This window comes from Pedobacter vanadiisoli (assembly GCF_042684385.1).
In the GTDB taxonomy this organism is placed as follows: Bacteria; Bacteroidota; Bacteroidia; order Sphingobacteriales; family Sphingobacteriaceae; genus Pedobacter; species Pedobacter vanadiisoli.
The window spans coordinates 115452-133476 of the sequence record NZ_JBHULL010000011.1; the positions used below are offsets into that span (position 1 = coordinate 115452).

The following is an 18025-nucleotide window of genomic DNA, read 5'->3' on the forward strand; positions in this document are numbered from 1 at the left end:
TGATGTTTATTGATAAAATCCTGAGGTACGGATAATCGATTCTATATCCCTATCTTCTGTCGGATCGTAAGTACTTTTTAAATTATGGCCTACCACACGGGCAACAATCTGGTAAGAGAATGCTGCAAAACCACCTTTGGTTTGCTTAATGATATCGTAAGTTGTTCTGCCCACCTCACGGTCGATCAGTTTGGTTAAAATCTGCCCCTGCGTAATGGTTAATTCCTTTATTTCGCGGTTAAACATGTCTTTAATTTCTTTATCGCACTGTTTAACCAGTTGTCTCTGTTCTTTTTTTTCAGGTGTACGCGCAATATCCTGTTCAAGCTGCTCATATCGGCGTTTCGCAAACAGTGCATATGGCATCACTTTTAATACGTTATACCTTAACCGGTTATAAGCCGCCTGTTCTGCCTGCGATTTCCAGATCCTTGCTGCATAAATGGTTACATCGTTAAGCTGCATCCATGGGATCATAACACCGTTATCGTTTGTTGAGGCCACCCTGATTGTATCGCTTTTACCCAATTTTGGGAATATTGGGGCAACAGGATCCTGTGCCCGTAACGAAATGCTACAAATCATTACAATACAAAGAAAAAAGAGCCCTTTAAATTTCATAAATTTATACTTTTACAAAGTTAGGTGTTATTTCATATATTAGGTGTTTCACAAAACTAATATAAGTTTTATTCAGAAATAAGACGCAATTTTTACGCAAAAAATACAAATGAAAACAGAGTTAGTGATTGATTTAGAGGCGGAAAAGCAGGAAATTCTAAAAAGATACAGGGCATTACTACGGGCAAGCAAATCTACCCTGCAAAAGGGCGATAAAAAAGAAATCAGGAAAGCTTTCGATATGGCCCTAGAAAGCCATAAGGATATGCGCCGCAAATCTGGCGAACCGTATATCTACCATCCTATTGCAGTAGCACAGATTGCTGCCGAAGAAATTGGTCTTGGCACAACCTCCATCGTATGTGCATTGCTGCACGATGTGGTTGAAGATACCGATATTACCCTGGAAGATATTGAACGCGAATTTGGTAAGAAAACAGCTAAAATTATCGACGGATTGACTAAAATTTCGGGTGTTTTTGATACCAATAGCTCATTACAGGCCGAAAATTTCCGTAAAATGCTGCTTACCCTTGCCGATGATGTTAGGGTGATCCTGATCAAATTGGCCGACCGTTTGCACAATATGCGCACAATGGATTTTATGCCGCGCCAAAAGCAGCTTAAAATCGCATCAGAAACCATTTATTTATACGCTCCTCTTGCCCACCGATTAGGATTATATGCGATAAAATCGGAACTGGAAGATCTTTCGATGAAATATCTTGATCCGGACACCTATAAATTCATCGCAAAAAAGTTAAACGAGAAAAAAGCAGAACGGGCGCTTTTCATTAAAAAATTTGTCGAACCTATCGACGAGATTGTGCATGAGCAGGGTTTGGTGGCCGATGTTTACGGACGACCAAAATCAATCCACTCCATCTGGAATAAAATGAAAAAGAAAAATATTCCTTTCGAAGAGGTTTATGATCTTTTTGCCATCAGGATTATTCTGGATTCGGCACCTGAAAATGAAAAAGCCGACTGTTGGAAAGCCTATTCAATCGTAACCGACCTATATCGCCCAAACCCTGACCGTTTACGCGATTGGGTTTCTTCACCTAAGGGAAATGGATACGAAAGTTTGCATACCACGGTAATGGGGCCACGCGGGCAGTGGGTTGAGGTCCAGATCCGTACACAGCGCATGAACGAGATTGCAGAAAAAGGTTTTGCGGCACACTGGAAATACAAAGAATCAAGCAACGATAATGGTTTGGATCAATGGATCCAGAAAGTAAGGGAAATGCTGAGCAATCCTGAAGCGAATGCATTAGATTTTCTTGATGATTTTAAAATGAATCTTTTCTCTGATGAAATTTTCATTTTTACGCCAAAAGGCGCTTTAATACAGTTGCCTTTGGGTGCTACTGCTTTGGATTTTGCTTTTGAGATACATACCGACGTAGGCGCAACCTGTATCGGTGCCAAAGTAAACCACAAACTGGTTCCCATTTCTTATAAATTACAGAATGGCGATCAGGTAGAAATCATTACTTCGAGCAAACAAACACCAAAAGAAGACTGGCTCAATGTAGTGGTTACTGCAAAGGCAAAATCAAAAATTAAATCATCTTTAAAAGAAGAAAAGCGCAAAATAGCCGAAAATGGCAAAGAAATCCTGGAGAGAAAGCTAAAGTCGTTAAAAATAACCTACAATACCGATAACATTCAAAAACTGAGTTATTTCTTCAAACTCCCTTCAACACAGGAGCTTTTCGTTAATGTAGCCCTCGGAAAAATCGAACTGAAAGATATCAGGGAGTACCTGACAACCGAAAAAGAAATCGAAAACCGTGGACCGGAACGTCCTGAAAATCTTACCGTAGACGGGATTAAGAATAAAATTAAAGGCGGCGAATCGGATATCCTGTTAATAGGAGAAGATATGCAGCGCATTGATTATACGCTGGCGGCCTGTTGTAACCCGATACCGGGTGATGATGTTTTTGGGTTTATCACCGTGAGCGAAGGTATTAAAATACACCGTACCAACTGCCCTAACGCTGCTCAGCTAATGGCCAATTATGGCTACCGGGTAGTAAAAGCGAAATGGAACAGGCAAAAAGAGTTGACCTTCTTAACCGGTTTAAAAATTGTTGGTATTGATGATGTAGGCTTAATTAATAACATCACCAGGGTAATCTCTACCGATTTTAAAGTAAACATGCGTTCCATCACCGTTGATACCAATGAAGGGATATTCGAGGGCTCAATCATGATTTTTGTAAATGATACCGAACACCTCGAAAACCTGATTAAAAATTTATTAAAAGTGAGGGGCGTTACCGGAGTTACGAGGTTTGACGCCTAATTAGTCAAGAGTCTTGAGTCCGAAGTCCTGAGTCATATTGCTGTAGACTTTCGACTCAGGACTTTCGACTTTAGACTAATCTTACAACATTTAAACAATCTAACCCTCGAACAATCAAACAATTTAACTACCTTTGGATGGAGTTTAAAAACTATGTCTGAACAAAATACAAATGAGCTCGTTCGCAAGATTTTTGAGGCTTATTTAGAAAACAAAAATCTACGTAAAACACCAGAGCGTTTCGCCATATTAGAGGAGATCTATTCAAGAAACGACCACTTTGATGTGGAAACACTTTATATCCACATGAAGAACCAGAAGTACCGCGTAAGTCGTGCTACGGTTTACAATACTTTAGAGTTATTGGTTTCGTGTGATTTAGTGACCAAACATCAGTTTGGCAAAAACATGGCACAATTCGAAAAATCTTACGGTTATCGTCAGCACGATCATGTAATCTGCATTGAATGCGGTAAGGTAGTAGAGTTCTGCGATCCACGTATACACCAGATCCAAACCATGGTTGGAGACCTGTTAAAATTCGATATCAAGCACCACTCTTTGAACCTTTACGGGTTCTGTTCTGATTGCAGCGTTGCAAGAAAAGTGAACGAAAGTGCAGCCGCAGCAGCGGACCTAAAAGCAAATTAAATCAATACATAAAATAAAACAAGCTTAAATTTTTAATAATGACGCAAGTAGATGTACTTCTCGGCCTGCAATGGGGCGATGAGGGAAAGGGAAAAATCGTTGATGTACTAAGTCCAAAATATGATCTTATAGCCCGTTTTCAGGGCGGCCCAAATGCCGGACATACCTTAGAGTTCGATGGTAAAAAATTCGTTTTAAATACTATCCCATCAGGAATTTTTAACGAAAAAACCATGAATTTAATTGGAAATGGTGTAGTAATCGATCCTATCATTTTAAAAAGAGAGCTTGATAATTTAAAAAAAGCCGGACACGATCCGGTTGCCGATGGTAAACTGGTAATTGCCCGTAAAGCACATTTAATTTTACCTACACACCAGTTACTGGATGCTGCAAACGAAGCACGCATGGGTAAAAATAAAATTGGTTCGACCTTAAAAGGTATCGGCCCAACTTATATGGATAAAACAGGCCGTAACGGTTTACGTGTTGGCGATACCACACTACCTGATTTTAAGGAACGTTATGCTAAACTGGTAGAAAAACATACCGAAATCCTTTCTCATTACGAAGGTTTCGAATACGAACTGGCAGAAAAAGAAACTGCTTTCTTTGAGGCAATCGAATTTTTGAAAGCCATCCCTCATGTAGACAGCGAACATTTTGTTAATGGCTATCTAAAAGAAGGAAAAGCGGTTCTGGCCGAAGGTGCACAGGGAACTTTATTGGATGTCGATTTCGGTTCATATCCTTTTGTAACTTCAAGTAACACCACTACTGCTGGCGCCTGTACCGGATTAGGCATTGCCCCTAACAAAGTGGGTGCTGTATACGGAATCTTTAAAGCTTATTGCACGCGCGTTGGCGGTGGTCCGTTCCCTACCGAGTTAGATAATGAAGTTGGCGAAAATTTACGTGCCTTAGGTCATGAGTTTGGCGCAACCACGGGCCGTGCCCGCCGTTGTGGCTGGATTGATCTTCCGGCATTAAAATATGCCATCATGTTAAACGGTGTAACCGAATTAATTATGATGAAAGCCGATGTATTGGATACTTTCGATACCATTTATGCTTGTACACACTATGAATATAACGGCGAAACGATTGATTATATGCCTTACGATATCATTTCGATCGAACCAAAACCGGTACTAAAAGCAATAGAAGGTTGGGCTACTGATGTAACTAAAATTACTTCTGTGGATGAAATTCCAGCTAAATTGACCGAATATATCGCATTTTTAGAAAAAGAACTGGAAGTGCCGATCAAATTTCTTTCAGTTGGGCCAGACAGGGCACAAACTTTGGAATTACATTAAAATACTAGATCCGTCATCTCTAACACAGTTCAGAATATCCTGAAGGGCGATCAATCGAAACAGATTTCTCCACTACGGTCGAAATGACGGAAACAAAAATAAAATAAAAAGCAATCCATAACGGGTTGCTTTTTTGGTTTTAGCTATTTATTAAGAGTCGTCATCTCAACTATAGCAAAAGCGAAGAGATCTATCTAGACAGATTTAATTTCACTGAACACTATTATAGTTATCAGATTGCATTCCACTATCATTGACACATCCAATAATAGAGTCGTCATTTCGACTGGAGCCAGCCGATTTTCCCCGCTGGCGAAATGGAGAAATCTATCTAAACAGATTTAGCTCGGCCAAGCCTCCAGGTTCTCGACCATGTTGTGCTCCGCACGAAAATATGATCCCCCTCAATACCAACCTGTCATTTCCCACCTATTTTGCTAAAAACTGAACTTTCGAAATGATTAGGCATTTTTTGCTTGCCACCAAAAAGATAAAAATTAATTTCTTACAATTATCATCCCGATTTTTACCTTTGCGGCAGATTGAAGACCCCGCAAAACATATCCGATTTCAAACAAAAAGCTTTAAACTGGATCAATCAGTTCGAAGTCTGTTGCTTTTTAGACTCAAACAATTATAAAGATGCCTATTCGGCCTATGATTTCATTGTTGCGGCAGATGTGGCACATGAATTAAAATGTAATGCAAAAAATGCCTTTAATGAATTAAAAAGCTTTTATGCCTTACATAAGCAATGGATTTTTGGCTTTTTCAGTTATGATTTAAAAAACGAAATAGAAGATCTTCAATCCAACAATCCTGACGGCTTAAACTTTCCGGATCTATATTTTTTTGTTCCAAAGTACCTTATTGCCTTCAGAAACGGTAAAGCTGAAGTCCTCCTTGGTGATCCGTCAATTTTAAGCGAAATTGAATCTTTATCCATTGAAGATAAAAAACAGGCAAAAGCCATACAGATTTCGCAAAGACTGTCAAAAGATCAATATATCCATAAAGTTGAAGCTTTAAGAAATCACATCCTGAAAGGAGACATTTATGAAATCAATTTCTGTCAGGAATTTTTTGCCGAAAATGCCAAAATAGATCCTGTTCATACTTTTGAAGCTTTAAACAAGGTTTCTCCTACTCCATTTGCGGGTTATTTTAAGGTTTATGGTAAATATATTTTATCTGCAACACCAGAAAGGTTTTTATGTAAACGTGGCTCAAAACTTACTTCACAGCCCATAAAAGGCACTGCCAAAAGAAGTTTGGACCCAAAAGAAGATGAAGCCATAAAATTACAACTCAGAAACGACATTAAAGAGCAGGCAGAAAACGTCATGATTGTTGACCTGGTGCGCCACGACCTCACCAAATCTGCCGTTAAAGGCTCGGTCAAAGTCGACGAGTTATTTGGCATTTATAGCTTCCCACAGGTTCACCAGATGATTTCTACCATTAGCTGTGAACTAAACCCTGAGATCCATTTTATCGATGCCATTAAAAATGCTTTCCCCATGGGGTCCATGACCGGCGCTCCAAAAGTTAAAGCCATGAAGCTGATCGAAGAATATGAAGTAACCAAAAGAAGTATGTATTCGGGGTCTTTCGGCTGTATCAGTCCTGAAGGAGATTTCGATTTTAATGTGGTGATACGCAGCATTTTATACAATTCCGAAACCCAATATTTATCTTTTCAGGTTGGAGGAGCAATTACTTACCAAAGTAGTGCTGTTTCAGAGTACGAAGAGTGTTTATTGAAAGCCAGTGCTATTTTGAAGGTTTTAGGAGGTTTACTGGTTCATTAGTCATTGGTTCACTAGTTCATTTGTCATTGGTTCATTAGTCATTAGTCATTAGCACTAACCCAATCTGTCATGCTGAACGCAGTGAAGAATCTTTAAGCACAATTCATTCATCAGTCATTGGTTCACTAGTTCATTTGTCATTGGTTCATTAGTACTAACCCAATCTGTCATTCTGAACGCAGGGAAGAATCTTTAAAACAGTTCATTTGTCATTGGTTCATTTGTCATTGGTCATTAGTTCATTGAGACTAACCCAATCTGTTATGCTGAACGCAGTGAAGAATCTTTAAAACAAAAAGGCCTTAATGAGACCATAAGACCTGCCAATACAATAAAAAAGGTGGAAGATTTCTGCACCAATGCCTAAACCCTCCACCTTTAGCCCTAAACCCTACACCTTAAACCCTAAACCTCAAACCTCAAACCCTACTTCTTATAATACTGTTGTGCTTCAGGTAAATATTTTTGGATCTGTGCAATACGGGTTGCATCGCTTGGGTGGGTACTCAAAAACTCGGCAGGTTTTTGTGCACCTGCAGATGCTGCAGACATTCTATTCCAGAAAGCAGTGGCATTCTGTGGATTATATCCGGCCATAGCCATAAAAATCAAGCCTAAACGATCGGCCTCAAGTTCCTGGTTACGGCTAAATTTCAACATGGCTACCGGCGTACCAACCCCGTATAAAGTATTAAAAATAGATTGTGTTTTCGGATTTTTAGACAAAGCTACACCTGCGGCAGCACCAATGCCCTGCGCTACCATTTCCTGCGACATGCGCTCGGCAGAGTGCCCTGCAATGGCATGCGCAATCTCATGTCCCATTACTGTTGCCAAACCGGCATCATCCTGTGTTACAGATAAAATACCGGTGTAAACCACAATTTTTCCTCCCGGCATGCACCAGGCATTTTTTTCATTGTTCTGTACCACATTAACTTCCCACTGGTAATCGGCAATTAAATTACCATAGTTATTGCTGTTCATATAAGATTTTACAGCAGTAATTAACCTGCTTCCAACGGTTTTTACCTTTAATGCCTGTGCATTTGAAGCGGGTAAAACAGCAGATTTGTTTTCTGTTAAAAATGTACTGTAGGCTTGGAATGCCATTGGCAGAACCTGATCGTTACTTACCAGGTCAAATCGACTACGGCCTGTTAAAGGAACGGTAGAACAGGAGTTAAATAATAAGATCCCAGCAACACTGGCTGTTAAAAATAACTTTTTCATAAATGCGATTTTAAATGATTACCAATACCCATAAGCAGAACCGAAGATTAAACAGTAAGCCTATAAATAAGTTTTAATGAAATGTGTTTTGTTAAATTAATTAGTTTTCTTCTTAAACAAATACACTTTGGATTCTTTGCCTTTCAGCAATCTTTCGAGGTTTTTTTGATGCGTAACCAAAATCAGTATGCAAACCACCATCCCATACAGCACCTCAGATTTGATGGAAACCTGAAACAGGAATACCACACTGAGCGGAAAAGTAAATCCGGCACAGATGGAACTCAATGAAACATATTTGGTTAATAACAATACCACAACAAAAACCAGAACACAAAGCATAGATGCTTCAAAATTAACTGCCAAAACCATTCCAAAAAGTGTGGCAACTCCTTTTCCGCCTCTGAAACCGGCAAAAACAGGAAATAAATGTCCCATTACTGCGGTTACACCCAAGGCAAGCTGGTAGTTAACGAAAACAACTGAATTTTGTGGTCCGGTTACCGACATACCGATTAAATAGGCCAGATTGGTTGCAGTATAACCTTTAGCAATATCGATAATCATTACGGCAATCCCGGCTTTCTTGCCTAATACCCTAAAAGTATTGGTTGCACCGGCATTACCGCTTCCATATTCCCTTACATCAACGCCATAGAAGGCCTGGCCAAGCCATACAGCTGTTGGTATAGACCCAAAAAGATAAGCAATTAATAATGCACTGAGAGAATAAACCGTAACCATAGCCTACAATGATACAAAAAATAAGCTTTTAATTTTATAGCAAATCACTTTAGTATGCTTTTAAACTCATATCCAGGCTTTTCACAGAATGTGTAAGCTCACCCATCGAAATAAAATCTACCCCACAAGCGGCATATTCTGCAACATTAGACTCAGTAATCCCGCCAGATGCCTCAGTAGTAAATTTACCATCAATCAGCTCAACCGCAGCCCTCAGGTTTTCAAAACTAAAATTATCGAGCATAATGCGGTCGACACCCCCAATTGCTAAAACCTGTTTAAGCTCGTCCAGGTTTCTGACTTCAATTTCGATCTGTAGGTTTTTATTTCGATCTGCAAGGTATTTTTGAGCAGCAGTAATGGCATTGGCAATACCACCTGCATAATCAACATGATTGTCTTTGATCAGGATCATATCATATAACCCAATGCGGTGGTTTACCCCCTCACCTATTCGCACCGCCCATTTTTCGAGATAACGGAGTCCGGGTGTGGTTTTCCGGGTGTCTAAAACTTTGGTTTTGGTATTTTTTAGCAGCGATACAATGCGATGGGTTTTGGTAGCAATACCACTCATGCGTTGCATACAGTTTAAAACCAAACGCTCTGCAATTAAAATAGAATGGGTACTGCCAGCCACAGTTAAAGCGATATCGCCCACTTTTACTGCTGCACCATCTTTCAACAGCAGTTCAACCTTTAAATCAGCATCAACTTCATGAAAAATCTCGTTCGCCAATTCGATTCCGGCCAAAATACCATCTTCTTTAATGATCAGCTTTGCTTTTCCCTGTGTTCCGGAAGGAATGGTAGAAAGTGAGGTGTGGTCTCCATCGCCAACATCTTCGGCAAGGGCATTTTTTATGAATTGATGTATAAGTTGCTTATCCAAAATATAGATTTTATGCCGCAAAAATAAGAATTATTTGTTAGCAGGCAATTTACAGAAGGGTTAAAGTGATGAGCTGACCTTAACTTCTGATTTAACAGGCTTATTGGAATAGCAGGGCGCTGCTTCCATTCTTTTTTGAGCAGGCTTAAGTTATATTAATCCTTAGCTGGCTCAATCCTTAATTCTGTAATCGAAAAATTCGTATTGATTTTTTTCATGGTGACCGAAACCCGGAAAGTTTCTTTAGCAGTGCCTAGAATAATCACGCCAAAGCGGTAATTCGGATTGGTATTAATTTTATGAAAAATACTTGTTTTTACGGGAGGGTGCTTAACAAAAAAGTCTCTTAAAATCTGTTCACCCTGTGCTTTTGAGTATACATCTTCTTCATCAACAATAATAAGTTCGATGGTTGAGGCGAAACTTTTAGCAATTTCTTTAGCGTTACCAGCCTTAAAATACGACGACAAATCATCAATAATATCCGCCTGAAGAGCTGTAGGGTGATATAATGACGACAAACTAATGATAAATAAAAATAAGCTCCGGATCATTTCTGTATTTTATACAAAACCCTATAGCTAAAATTATGCCATTAGCTTCTCAAAAAAAGGATTTCTTCATTTGGATAAGCCTCAATAAAGTTATATTTGCCATATAAACAAAATACTAAAACATGTGATGCACGAAAATGTTTTAAGAGGCATCAATAAATTTTACAATAAATGATAAACGATAAAAAACTCGCGCTGATAATCCTTGATGGTTGGGGCTACGGAAAACAAGACAATTCTGATGCTGCTTATGCTGCCAACACTCCTTTTTTCGATTCATTATTACAAAATTATCCAAACTCAAAGCTTGAGGCATCAGGTGAGGCTGTAGGCTTACCGGCCGGACAAATGGGTAATTCGGAAGTGGGGCACATGAATTTAGGTGCCGGCCGGGTGGTTTATCAGGAACTTGGCAGAATTAATAAGGCCATTACCGACCACGAGCTGCACAGCAACCCTGTTTTGGTCAATGCTTTTGATTATGCTAAAAAGAATAACAAATCCGTACATTTTATCGGTTTGGTATCAAACGGTGGCGTTCATGCACATATAGAACATTTAAAAGCACTTTGCGATGCAGCAAACGAATCGAAAGTAAAAAGTTATGTACATGCATTTTTAGATGGCCGCGATACTGATCCGAACTCAGGTTTAGGTTTTATTACCGACTTACAAAACCACATCCAGCATACCGATACCAAACTGGCCTCTTTAGTTGGGCGTTATTACGCAATGGACCGCGATAACCGCTGGGAACGTGTAAAACAGGCTTATGATGTAATGGTTAACGGCATTGGAGAGAAAACACAGGATGCACTTGCTGCCATCAAAAAATCGTATGCAGAAAACATTACCGACGAATTTTTAAAACCAGTTGTGCTTACCCAGGATAATGGCGCACCCGTTGCCACTATCCAGCCTGATGACGTGGTGATTTGCTTTAACTTCCGTACAGACAGGGGGCGCGAAATTACCACGGCCCTGACACAAAAAGATTTTCCGGAGCAACAAATGCACAAACTGCCATTGTATTACGTTACCATGACCACCTACGATGAAAGCTTTGAAAAGGTAAATGTTATTTTCACCAAAGATGACCTGACCAAAACCATTGGCGAAGTTTTGGCCGAAAACCATAAAAATCAGATCCGAATTGCCGAAACGGAAAAATATCCTCACGTTACTTTCTTTTTCTCAGGCGGCAGGGAAGCTGAATTTGCAAACGAAAAACGCATTTTAATTCCTTCCCCAAAAGTAGCCACCTACGATCTGCAGCCGGAAATGAGTGCAGCTGGTATTACTGATGCCATTACCAAAGAAATGGAAACCGGCTGGGCTGATTTTATCTGCTTAAATTTTGCAAACCCAGATATGGTTGGGCATACAGGTGTTTTCGAAGCCGTAGTAAAAGCAGTAGAAACTGCCGATAAATGCGCTGAAACTGTAGTAAAAACCGGACTCGCAAACGGATACTCTTTCATCCTGTTGGCAGATCATGGTAACTCTGAATATATGATCAATGACGATGGCTCTGTTAATACAGCGCATACTACCAACCTGGTACCCTGCATCTTAATTGATAAAGATTACAAAAAAATTGCCGACGGTAAATTAGGCGACATTGCTCCTACTATTCTGAAGATTCTAGGTGTTGATATACCGTCAGAAATGACCGGAAATGTTTTAGTATAATGATCAAAAAAATTTCTATCCTGGCATTTGCTTTAGCTTTTTTTTCCTGCAACCAGCAGAAAGAAGCTGAAGCAAATACTGATCTGTCATATTTTGATGTAAAAGGATATTTTGGAAAAGAAATTTCGCGTTTACAAAAGCTAAATCCTATTGTAAATAAAACCGTTAGTGTAAATGGTACTGCTGAAAACAAAACATCTAAAATTGCCAGCTGGGCAAAAGAGTTAGCCATTTTTGTTAATGCAGACATCAATAAAGCATCCTGGAAAGGAAATTTTAAAACAAAAGAACTTAACGGAATGGATATTTATACTTCCGATAATAAAAAAATTCCGATCAAGAAGATTTCTGTAACGCGGAACGGACTGAAAACACAAAAAATAGAGATCATTATCGATAATAAAAATATCTTATACCAATCGAAAGATACTTTGATTTATTTCCCAGATAGTTTATATAGCATCAGGAAGCATCAAAAAATAAGGCTTTTAAAAGAAAAGAAATATTCCATTACCGGAAAACTGAAATAAAAATGGGGCTGAATATTCAGCCCCATTTTTATTTTCTATTGTTACTTTAAACTTGCAATCTGCGCTTTATCGTAAGTAACCCAATCGATAATATCTTTTCTCAGTGGCTGCAAGGTCAGTACTTTCTGAAAATCTGCAATCGAATTATTGAATAAAGCAACGCAGGCTGCTTTTTCTTCTTTTTTCTTTACTTTAAAGGATTTAAAAATTGCGTAATCCTTATAGGCTAAGGCACGGTTCTGAAACATCTGTGCATCTTCATCCCCATTAATTTCGATGGCTTTTGTAAAATCTTTGAGAGATGCCAGATAAAAGCTTTCACGCATGGTGTTTAACGATTCTTTGGGATCGTTAGCAATTTTTAGTCTTGCAATACCGCGGTAATAATATGCCGAAACCTCGCTTGGTTTAATGGTTAATAAACGGCTATAGGTAGCAATACATTTTTCATATTCACGGTTCTGGAAATATGAATACCCAAGCATCTGTAAAACATGTGCATTATCAGGAGTTTTAGTATCAGCCTTTTCCAGTTGCGCAGCGGCAGTTTTATAGTCCCCTTTCATCATGGCCTGCATACTTCTTTCATAATTCCCCTGTGCAAAACTGGTGGTTGATGAAAAAATAATGAGCCCTAAAATCGCCTTTTTAAAATCGTTCATGTATGAGTAATAAATTTAACAAATCAGACGCCTATTTAAAATTATAGGAGAATTTTTCCGCAATATAATCCTATTCTGATAATTTAAAAGTTTTTAATTTTTCTTTCATTCAAAACCTAAGGCCTTAAACATTAGCTTTAACGTTAAAATATGCGTAATATGATATTAACAAAAATATTTATGTTACCCTGCCTTTTTAACATAAGATTAATATTATTTTCACTTTTGGCACAAGAGTTGAATTTATTAACTTAATACCAAAATTAAACAAAGTGCACACGATTAAACTGTCAATTTGTCGTTAGCCGAAAAATGTGATAATGAGTAAACAAGATATATTTGATTTCCAATCAGCAATGCCAATCATCAACGAAGATACAGAGTTTTTTCCCCTTATGTCTCAACAGGACGAAGAGGAAATGAACAATGAGGAAACCCCTGAAACGTTGGCGATATTGCCTTTGCGAAACACCGTTTTATTTCCAGGCGTAGTGATTCCCATTACGGTTGGAAGAGATAAGTCAATTAAATTAATTAAGGAAGCTTATAAGGGAAATAAGATTATCGGAGTGGTATCCCAAAAGGATGTTTCGATAGAAGACCCTACTTTTGAGCAACTTAACACTGTGGGCACAGTTGCAAACATCATTAAGCTGTTGCAAATGCCGGATGGAAACACCACGGTAATTATACAGGGTAAACAACGTTTCAGCCTGATTGAAGAGGTGCAGAACGAACCTTACATTAAGGCCATTGTTAAAAAGTTTGAAGAACAGAAACACAAGGGTGATAAGGAGTTCAAAACATTGATCGCCTCTATCCGCGAGATGTCTGCACAGATTATCCAGCTTTCTCCTAATATCCCCAGCGAGGCCAGCATAGCCCTTAAAAACATTGAGAGCAATTCATTTTTGATCAATTTTATTTCTTCAAACATGAATGCCGAAATGGCCGATAAGCAGAAAATCCTCGAAATGGACAAATTGCAGGAAAGGGCACAGAAGGTAATGGAACTTTTAATGGTCGAACTACAGATGCTGGAGCTGAGAAACCAGATCCAATCTAAAGTGCGTACCGATCTTGACAAGCAACAACGCGATTATTTCTTAAACCAGCAATTAAAAACCATACAGGAAGAGCTTGGCGGCAGTTCAGCTGATTTAGAGTTTGATGCCCTGCAGGAAAGAGCGAAAAAGAAAAAATGGACTCAGGCAGTTGCAGACCATTTCGATAAGGAACTTGATAAATTGGGCCGGATGAACCCTGCGGCACCTGATTATTCGGTACAGTTAAATTATCTTGAATTGCTTTTGGATTTACCATGGAGCGAGTTTACGAAAGATAATTTCGACCTGAAAAGGGCGCAACGTATATTGGATAAAGACCATTTCGGTTTAGAAAAAGTTAAACAGCGTATTATCGAATATTTGGCTGTGCTTAAATTAAAACGCGACATGAAGGCACCAATTTTATGCCTCGTTGGTCCTCCGGGAGTGGGAAAAACATCGCTTGGCAAATCAATTGCCAAAGCTTTGGGCCGTAAATATGTACGTATGGCTTTAGGTGGTATCCGCGATGAAGCAGAAATACGTGGCCATCGTAAAACCTATATTGGTGCAATGCCGGGTCGTATCATTTCTTCTATTAAAAAAGCCGGAGCAGATAACCCTGTTTTTGTTTTAGATGAGATTGATAAGGTAGGTACCGACCATCGCGGCGATCCGTCATCAGCCTTACTTGAGGTATTGGATCCTGAGCAAAACAGTGCGTTCTATGACCATTATGTAGAAATGGACTACGATCTTTCAAATATTCTGTTTATTGCAACCGCAAACTCTTTAAGCACCATACAGCCTGCTTTGTTAGACCGAATGGAGATTATTGAAGTAAACGGGTACACCATTGAAGAGAAAATTGAAATCGCTAAAAAATACCTGTTGCCAAAGCAGAAAGAAAACCATGGTTTACAGGCCAAAGATATCGCGCTTAAACCTGCTCTGATCGAAAAAGTAATCGAAGATTATACAAGGGAATCAGGCGTTCGTGGTCTTGAGAAAAAAATCGGCTCGCTGGTACGTGGTGTAGCCACAAAAATTGCCATGGAAGAGACCTATGATGCAAACTTAAGCAACGATGATGTGGAGCGTATATTAGGGGCTCCGATTTTTGATAAAGATTTGTATGAAGGTAATGAAGTTGCAGGTGTGGTAACCGGGTTAGCCTGGACAAGCGTTGGCGGTGATATTTTGTTTATCGAATCGAGCTTAAGCCCGGGAAAAGGAAAACTGACCTTAACGGGTAACCTGGGCGATGTAATGAAAGAATCGGCAATAATTGCTTTGGCTTATTTACGCGCACACGCAGCTGAATTTGGCATCGATTATACGTTGTTTGACAACTGGGATGTACATGTACACGTTCCTGCAGGTGCTACGCCAAAAGATGGTCCATCGGCGGGTGTAACCATGCTTACGGCATTAACCTCGGCATTTACACAGCGCAAAGTAAAGCAACATTTGGCAATGACAGGTGAAATTACCCTACGTGGAAAAGTGCTTCCGGTTGGCGGGATTAAAGAAAAAATACTGGCGGCAAAAAGGGCTAATATTAAAGAAATTATCCTGTGCAAAAGCAACCGTAAAGATATTTTAGAAATCAAAGAAAGCTACATTAAGGATTTAAAATTCCACTATGTAAGCGAAATGAGCGAAGTAATTGACCTGGCCTTAACCAAGAACAAGGTTAAAAAACCTTTAGATTTAAGCATTAAAACTGCTCCGATTGTAAACTAATTGGCAAAAATTTGGATTAACGGTCAAAAATCCAATTACATTAAATACTTTTATAGTCCCGGTAATTATCGGGACTTTTTTATGAAATCAATTTTATCCACTATTCTTTTTTGTCTGGTTGTTTCAACCGGTTTTGCACAATCTTTTAAAAACGAATTTGGTTTTAAAACCGAAAACGATGCTTATCTGGCCACTTTAAACGACCGTTATTACACCAACGGCTTGTTTATTTATTTCCGCAGGGCACTCCCTACTGAAAAACTATCTGATAAAATAGAAAAAAAGACTTTCGAGATTTCTGCCGGGCAGAAAATGTATACTCCTTATTGGGGACAAGTGCCAAATAAAGCAGATCAGGATAGGCCTTTCGCCGGTTACCTGTATGCGGGCGGTGCTTATTCTGTTTTCTACAAAAATGAAAGTGTTTTAAAAACCAGTGTAGAGCTGGGTACTGTTGGCCCGAACTCCCTTGCGCAGGATGCACAGCGTTTTTTACATAAAACGGTAGGTTTTTATACGCCTGCAGGCTGGGAGTACCAGATTAAAAATGAAGTGGCTGTAAACCTGGCTGCAAATTACAGCAAATTGCTATTCCGTCCGGAAGATCCGATTGTTGATATCAGCGCTCAGGGATATGCCAATCTGGGTACCACTTTTTCGGGTCTGGGCACATCAGTGCTGTTCAGGGCTGGCAAATTAAATCAACTGTTCAACAGTGCTTACCATAATGCGGTAATCGGAAATTCGAAAACCAAAAGCCTGAACAATTCGGAGTTTTTCTTTTACGTAAAACCACAGCTTAATTTTGTTGCTTATGATGCTACCATTCAGGGCAGCCTCTTCAATAATGATAGTCCGGTAACTTTTGGCGTTAAACCCCTTGTTTTCGAACAGCAGTTTGGAGTAAATTACAGTTCGAGAAGATTTTCCGCCGATTTTAACGTAATATTTAAGACAAAAGAGGTTAAAAGTATAGCTAAAGCACAGAACTATGGAGGCTTAAGTTTGTATTATAGATTTGGAAAAGGCTAATAAGATCCAAGGGGAAATATTGTCCCCGTAGGCATACTTAACAAAAAGGGCGGTTAAACCGCCCTTTTTCTATTGCTAATTTTTCAATTTAACCGCTTTAGCGGCAAAATACTGTTCTATATAAGCTTTAACCTCAGCTTTTTTAACTGCATCATCTATAAAGTTATCCAGCTGAACCAGACCCTTATCTGAGGCACCTATAAAAGTGGCTTTATCTTCAGTAGTGGAAGCAACCCAGTTGTTAAGGTTTACCACTACCCTGTTATTTATATTTTCGGGTTTTATTTTACTGATATCGCCCCCTGTTGAACTATAATAGATTTTGGCCGAAGTATTATCATTTAAATTGCGAAGGATGGGTTCATCCAAATAGCCACTAGGCAAGCCAAATGTTCTTTTTAGGGTATAACGCAACCCTTCCATAACAATCGAACCTCTTCTCTCATTTTGAGGCGCCTCTGCCTGATAAATAACATCAAATTTTGAACCTATCTTTATATTGGTTAGCACATGTGTTCCATATTTACTCACAAGCTGCGGAGCATTTAATAGAACGATATCCTTCTTGAAATCGGCTGTTAAAAAGTTATTTACTGACTGTTCATAATAAAATTTATACACTTTCCAGATCATGTAATAGGAATAATGCCCATAAACATACTTTTTATCATTAGCATCTGTTCCGGGGAATACCTGATCAATGGTATTTCCAAAGAGCTTTAAGCCTTTTGTCGCATCATAAGAGTCGGAAAATTTAATTGATAAATCTACTGCATCATTAGCTTGAATGGTTCTCCATGAAGATTCAGTGCCCCTCATAAGCACAACGTTATAATTTTTGTTGGCATCGTAGGCAGGAATGTCGACTACATTTGCCCTTATAGAGGTTTGATCATTAAATTTATCAGTAACATCATACCCGAAGCCTAAGAAGTTATAAGTTCCGGATGCAGGGTACAAAGGTTTTGGATCCTGCGTTGCTCCACTAACTGTAAAGGCAATATCAGACGATAATTTTTCTTCAGGAACAGGAGTTGAAATCCCGTCGTTTTTTTTCTTGCAGGCGGCAAGTGTAGCCACAAGGGCTAAGGCTAAAATTGTTCTTTTCATTTGGTTTAATTTGTGTGTGTGTGCGGATTGAACTCAATTTTAATGCCACTTAAAGCACAAAATCA

At 39.1% G+C, this 18025-nt stretch carries 15 protein-coding genes; 8 read left to right on the forward strand and 7 right to left on the reverse strand.

Annotated features, from left to right (window positions below; translation table 11 throughout):
* Positions 1-6: 6 nt before the first annotated feature.
* Positions 7-621: a DUF4294 domain-containing protein gene (locus ACFSR6_RS14930; RefSeq protein ID WP_379080226.1), complete on the reverse strand. Its 615-nt coding sequence runs from the start codon at positions 619-621 to the stop codon at positions 7-9.
* Positions 622-730: 109 nt separating this feature from the next.
* Between ACFSR6_RS14930 and ACFSR6_RS14935 the strand changes: the two genes are divergently transcribed.
* The 4 genes from ACFSR6_RS14935 to ACFSR6_RS14950 all read left to right on the forward strand — a co-directional run bounded on the left by ACFSR6_RS14935 (position 731) and on the right by ACFSR6_RS14950 (position 6719).
* A complete protein-coding gene (locus ACFSR6_RS14935; RefSeq protein WP_379080228.1) occupies positions 731-2938 on the forward strand; it encodes a RelA/SpoT family protein in 2208 nt (735 codons plus the stop codon).
* 153 nt (positions 2939-3091) lie between these two features.
* Positions 3092-3589 (forward strand): Fur family transcriptional regulator, encoded by a 498-nt coding sequence (locus ACFSR6_RS14940; protein ID WP_113952197.1) that lies wholly within the window; start codon positions 3092-3094, stop codon positions 3587-3589.
* A 38-nt stretch (positions 3590-3627) separates the two neighbouring features.
* Positions 3628-4908: an adenylosuccinate synthase gene (locus ACFSR6_RS14945; protein ID WP_183759396.1), complete on the forward strand. Its 1281-nt coding sequence runs from the start codon at positions 3628-3630 to the stop codon at positions 4906-4908.
* Positions 4909-5450: 542 nt separating this feature from the next.
* The gene (locus ACFSR6_RS14950; protein ID WP_379080230.1) at positions 5451-6719 is read left to right on the forward strand and encodes an anthranilate synthase component I family protein; all 1269 of its coding nucleotides are present in this window, start codon (positions 5451-5453) and stop codon (positions 6717-6719) included.
* A gap of 426 nt (positions 6720-7145) precedes the next feature.
* Here the strand turns inward: ACFSR6_RS14950 and ACFSR6_RS14955 are convergent, their stop codons facing one another.
* The 4 genes from ACFSR6_RS14955 to ACFSR6_RS14970 all read right to left on the reverse strand — a co-directional run bounded on the left by ACFSR6_RS14955 (position 7146) and on the right by ACFSR6_RS14970 (position 10142).
* A complete protein-coding gene (locus tag ACFSR6_RS14955) occupies positions 7146-7952 on the reverse strand; it encodes a M48 family metallopeptidase (RefSeq protein ID WP_379080232.1) in 807 nt (268 codons plus the stop codon).
* A 96-nt stretch (positions 7953-8048) separates the two neighbouring features.
* Positions 8049-8696, reverse strand: a complete 648-nt coding sequence (gene plsY / locus ACFSR6_RS14960; protein ID WP_183759393.1) for a glycerol-3-phosphate 1-O-acyltransferase PlsY — start codon at positions 8694-8696, stop codon at positions 8049-8051.
* A 49-nt stretch (positions 8697-8745) separates the two neighbouring features.
* Complete coding sequence (nadC, locus tag ACFSR6_RS14965; protein WP_379080234.1) at positions 8746-9588, reverse strand: carboxylating nicotinate-nucleotide diphosphorylase; 843 nt, start codon at positions 9586-9588, stop codon at positions 8746-8748.
* 155 nt (positions 9589-9743) lie between these two features.
* Positions 9744-10142 (reverse strand): DUF4783 domain-containing protein, encoded by a 399-nt coding sequence (locus tag ACFSR6_RS14970; RefSeq protein WP_379080236.1) that lies wholly within the window; start codon positions 10140-10142, stop codon positions 9744-9746.
* Between the two features lie 171 nt (positions 10143-10313).
* On the opposite strand from ACFSR6_RS14970, the gene gpmI reads away from it, so the two are divergent.
* Positions 10314-11834: a 2,3-bisphosphoglycerate-independent phosphoglycerate mutase gene (gene gpmI / locus ACFSR6_RS14975; protein ID WP_379080238.1), complete on the forward strand. Its 1521-nt coding sequence runs from the start codon at positions 10314-10316 to the stop codon at positions 11832-11834.
* On the forward strand, positions 11834-12364 hold the full coding sequence (locus ACFSR6_RS14980) for a hypothetical protein (protein WP_379080240.1): 531 nt from the start codon (positions 11834-11836) through the stop codon (positions 12362-12364). Before gpmI ends, ACFSR6_RS14980 begins: the two co-directional genes overlap by 1 nt.
* Before the next feature lie 41 nt (positions 12365-12405).
* Here the strand turns inward: ACFSR6_RS14980 and ACFSR6_RS14985 are convergent, their stop codons facing one another.
* A complete protein-coding gene (locus ACFSR6_RS14985) occupies positions 12406-13026 on the reverse strand; it encodes a tetratricopeptide repeat protein (protein ID WP_379080242.1) in 621 nt (206 codons plus the stop codon).
* Positions 13027-13346: 320 nt separating this feature from the next.
* On the opposite strand from ACFSR6_RS14985, the gene lon reads away from it, so the two are divergent.
* On the forward strand, positions 13347-15818 hold the full coding sequence (lon, locus tag ACFSR6_RS14990) for an endopeptidase La (RefSeq protein WP_379080244.1): 2472 nt from the start codon (positions 13347-13349) through the stop codon (positions 15816-15818).
* Between the two features lie 81 nt (positions 15819-15899).
* Entirely contained in the window at positions 15900-16850 is a 951-nt protein-coding gene (locus tag ACFSR6_RS14995; protein ID WP_379080246.1) for a lipid A deacylase LpxR family protein, read from the forward strand.
* A 75-nt stretch (positions 16851-16925) separates the two neighbouring features.
* Here the strand turns inward: ACFSR6_RS14995 and ACFSR6_RS15000 are convergent, their stop codons facing one another.
* Positions 16926-17960, reverse strand: a complete 1035-nt coding sequence (locus ACFSR6_RS15000; RefSeq protein ID WP_379080248.1) for an MAC/perforin domain-containing protein — start codon at positions 17958-17960, stop codon at positions 16926-16928.
* Positions 17961-18025: the final 65 nt, after the last annotated feature.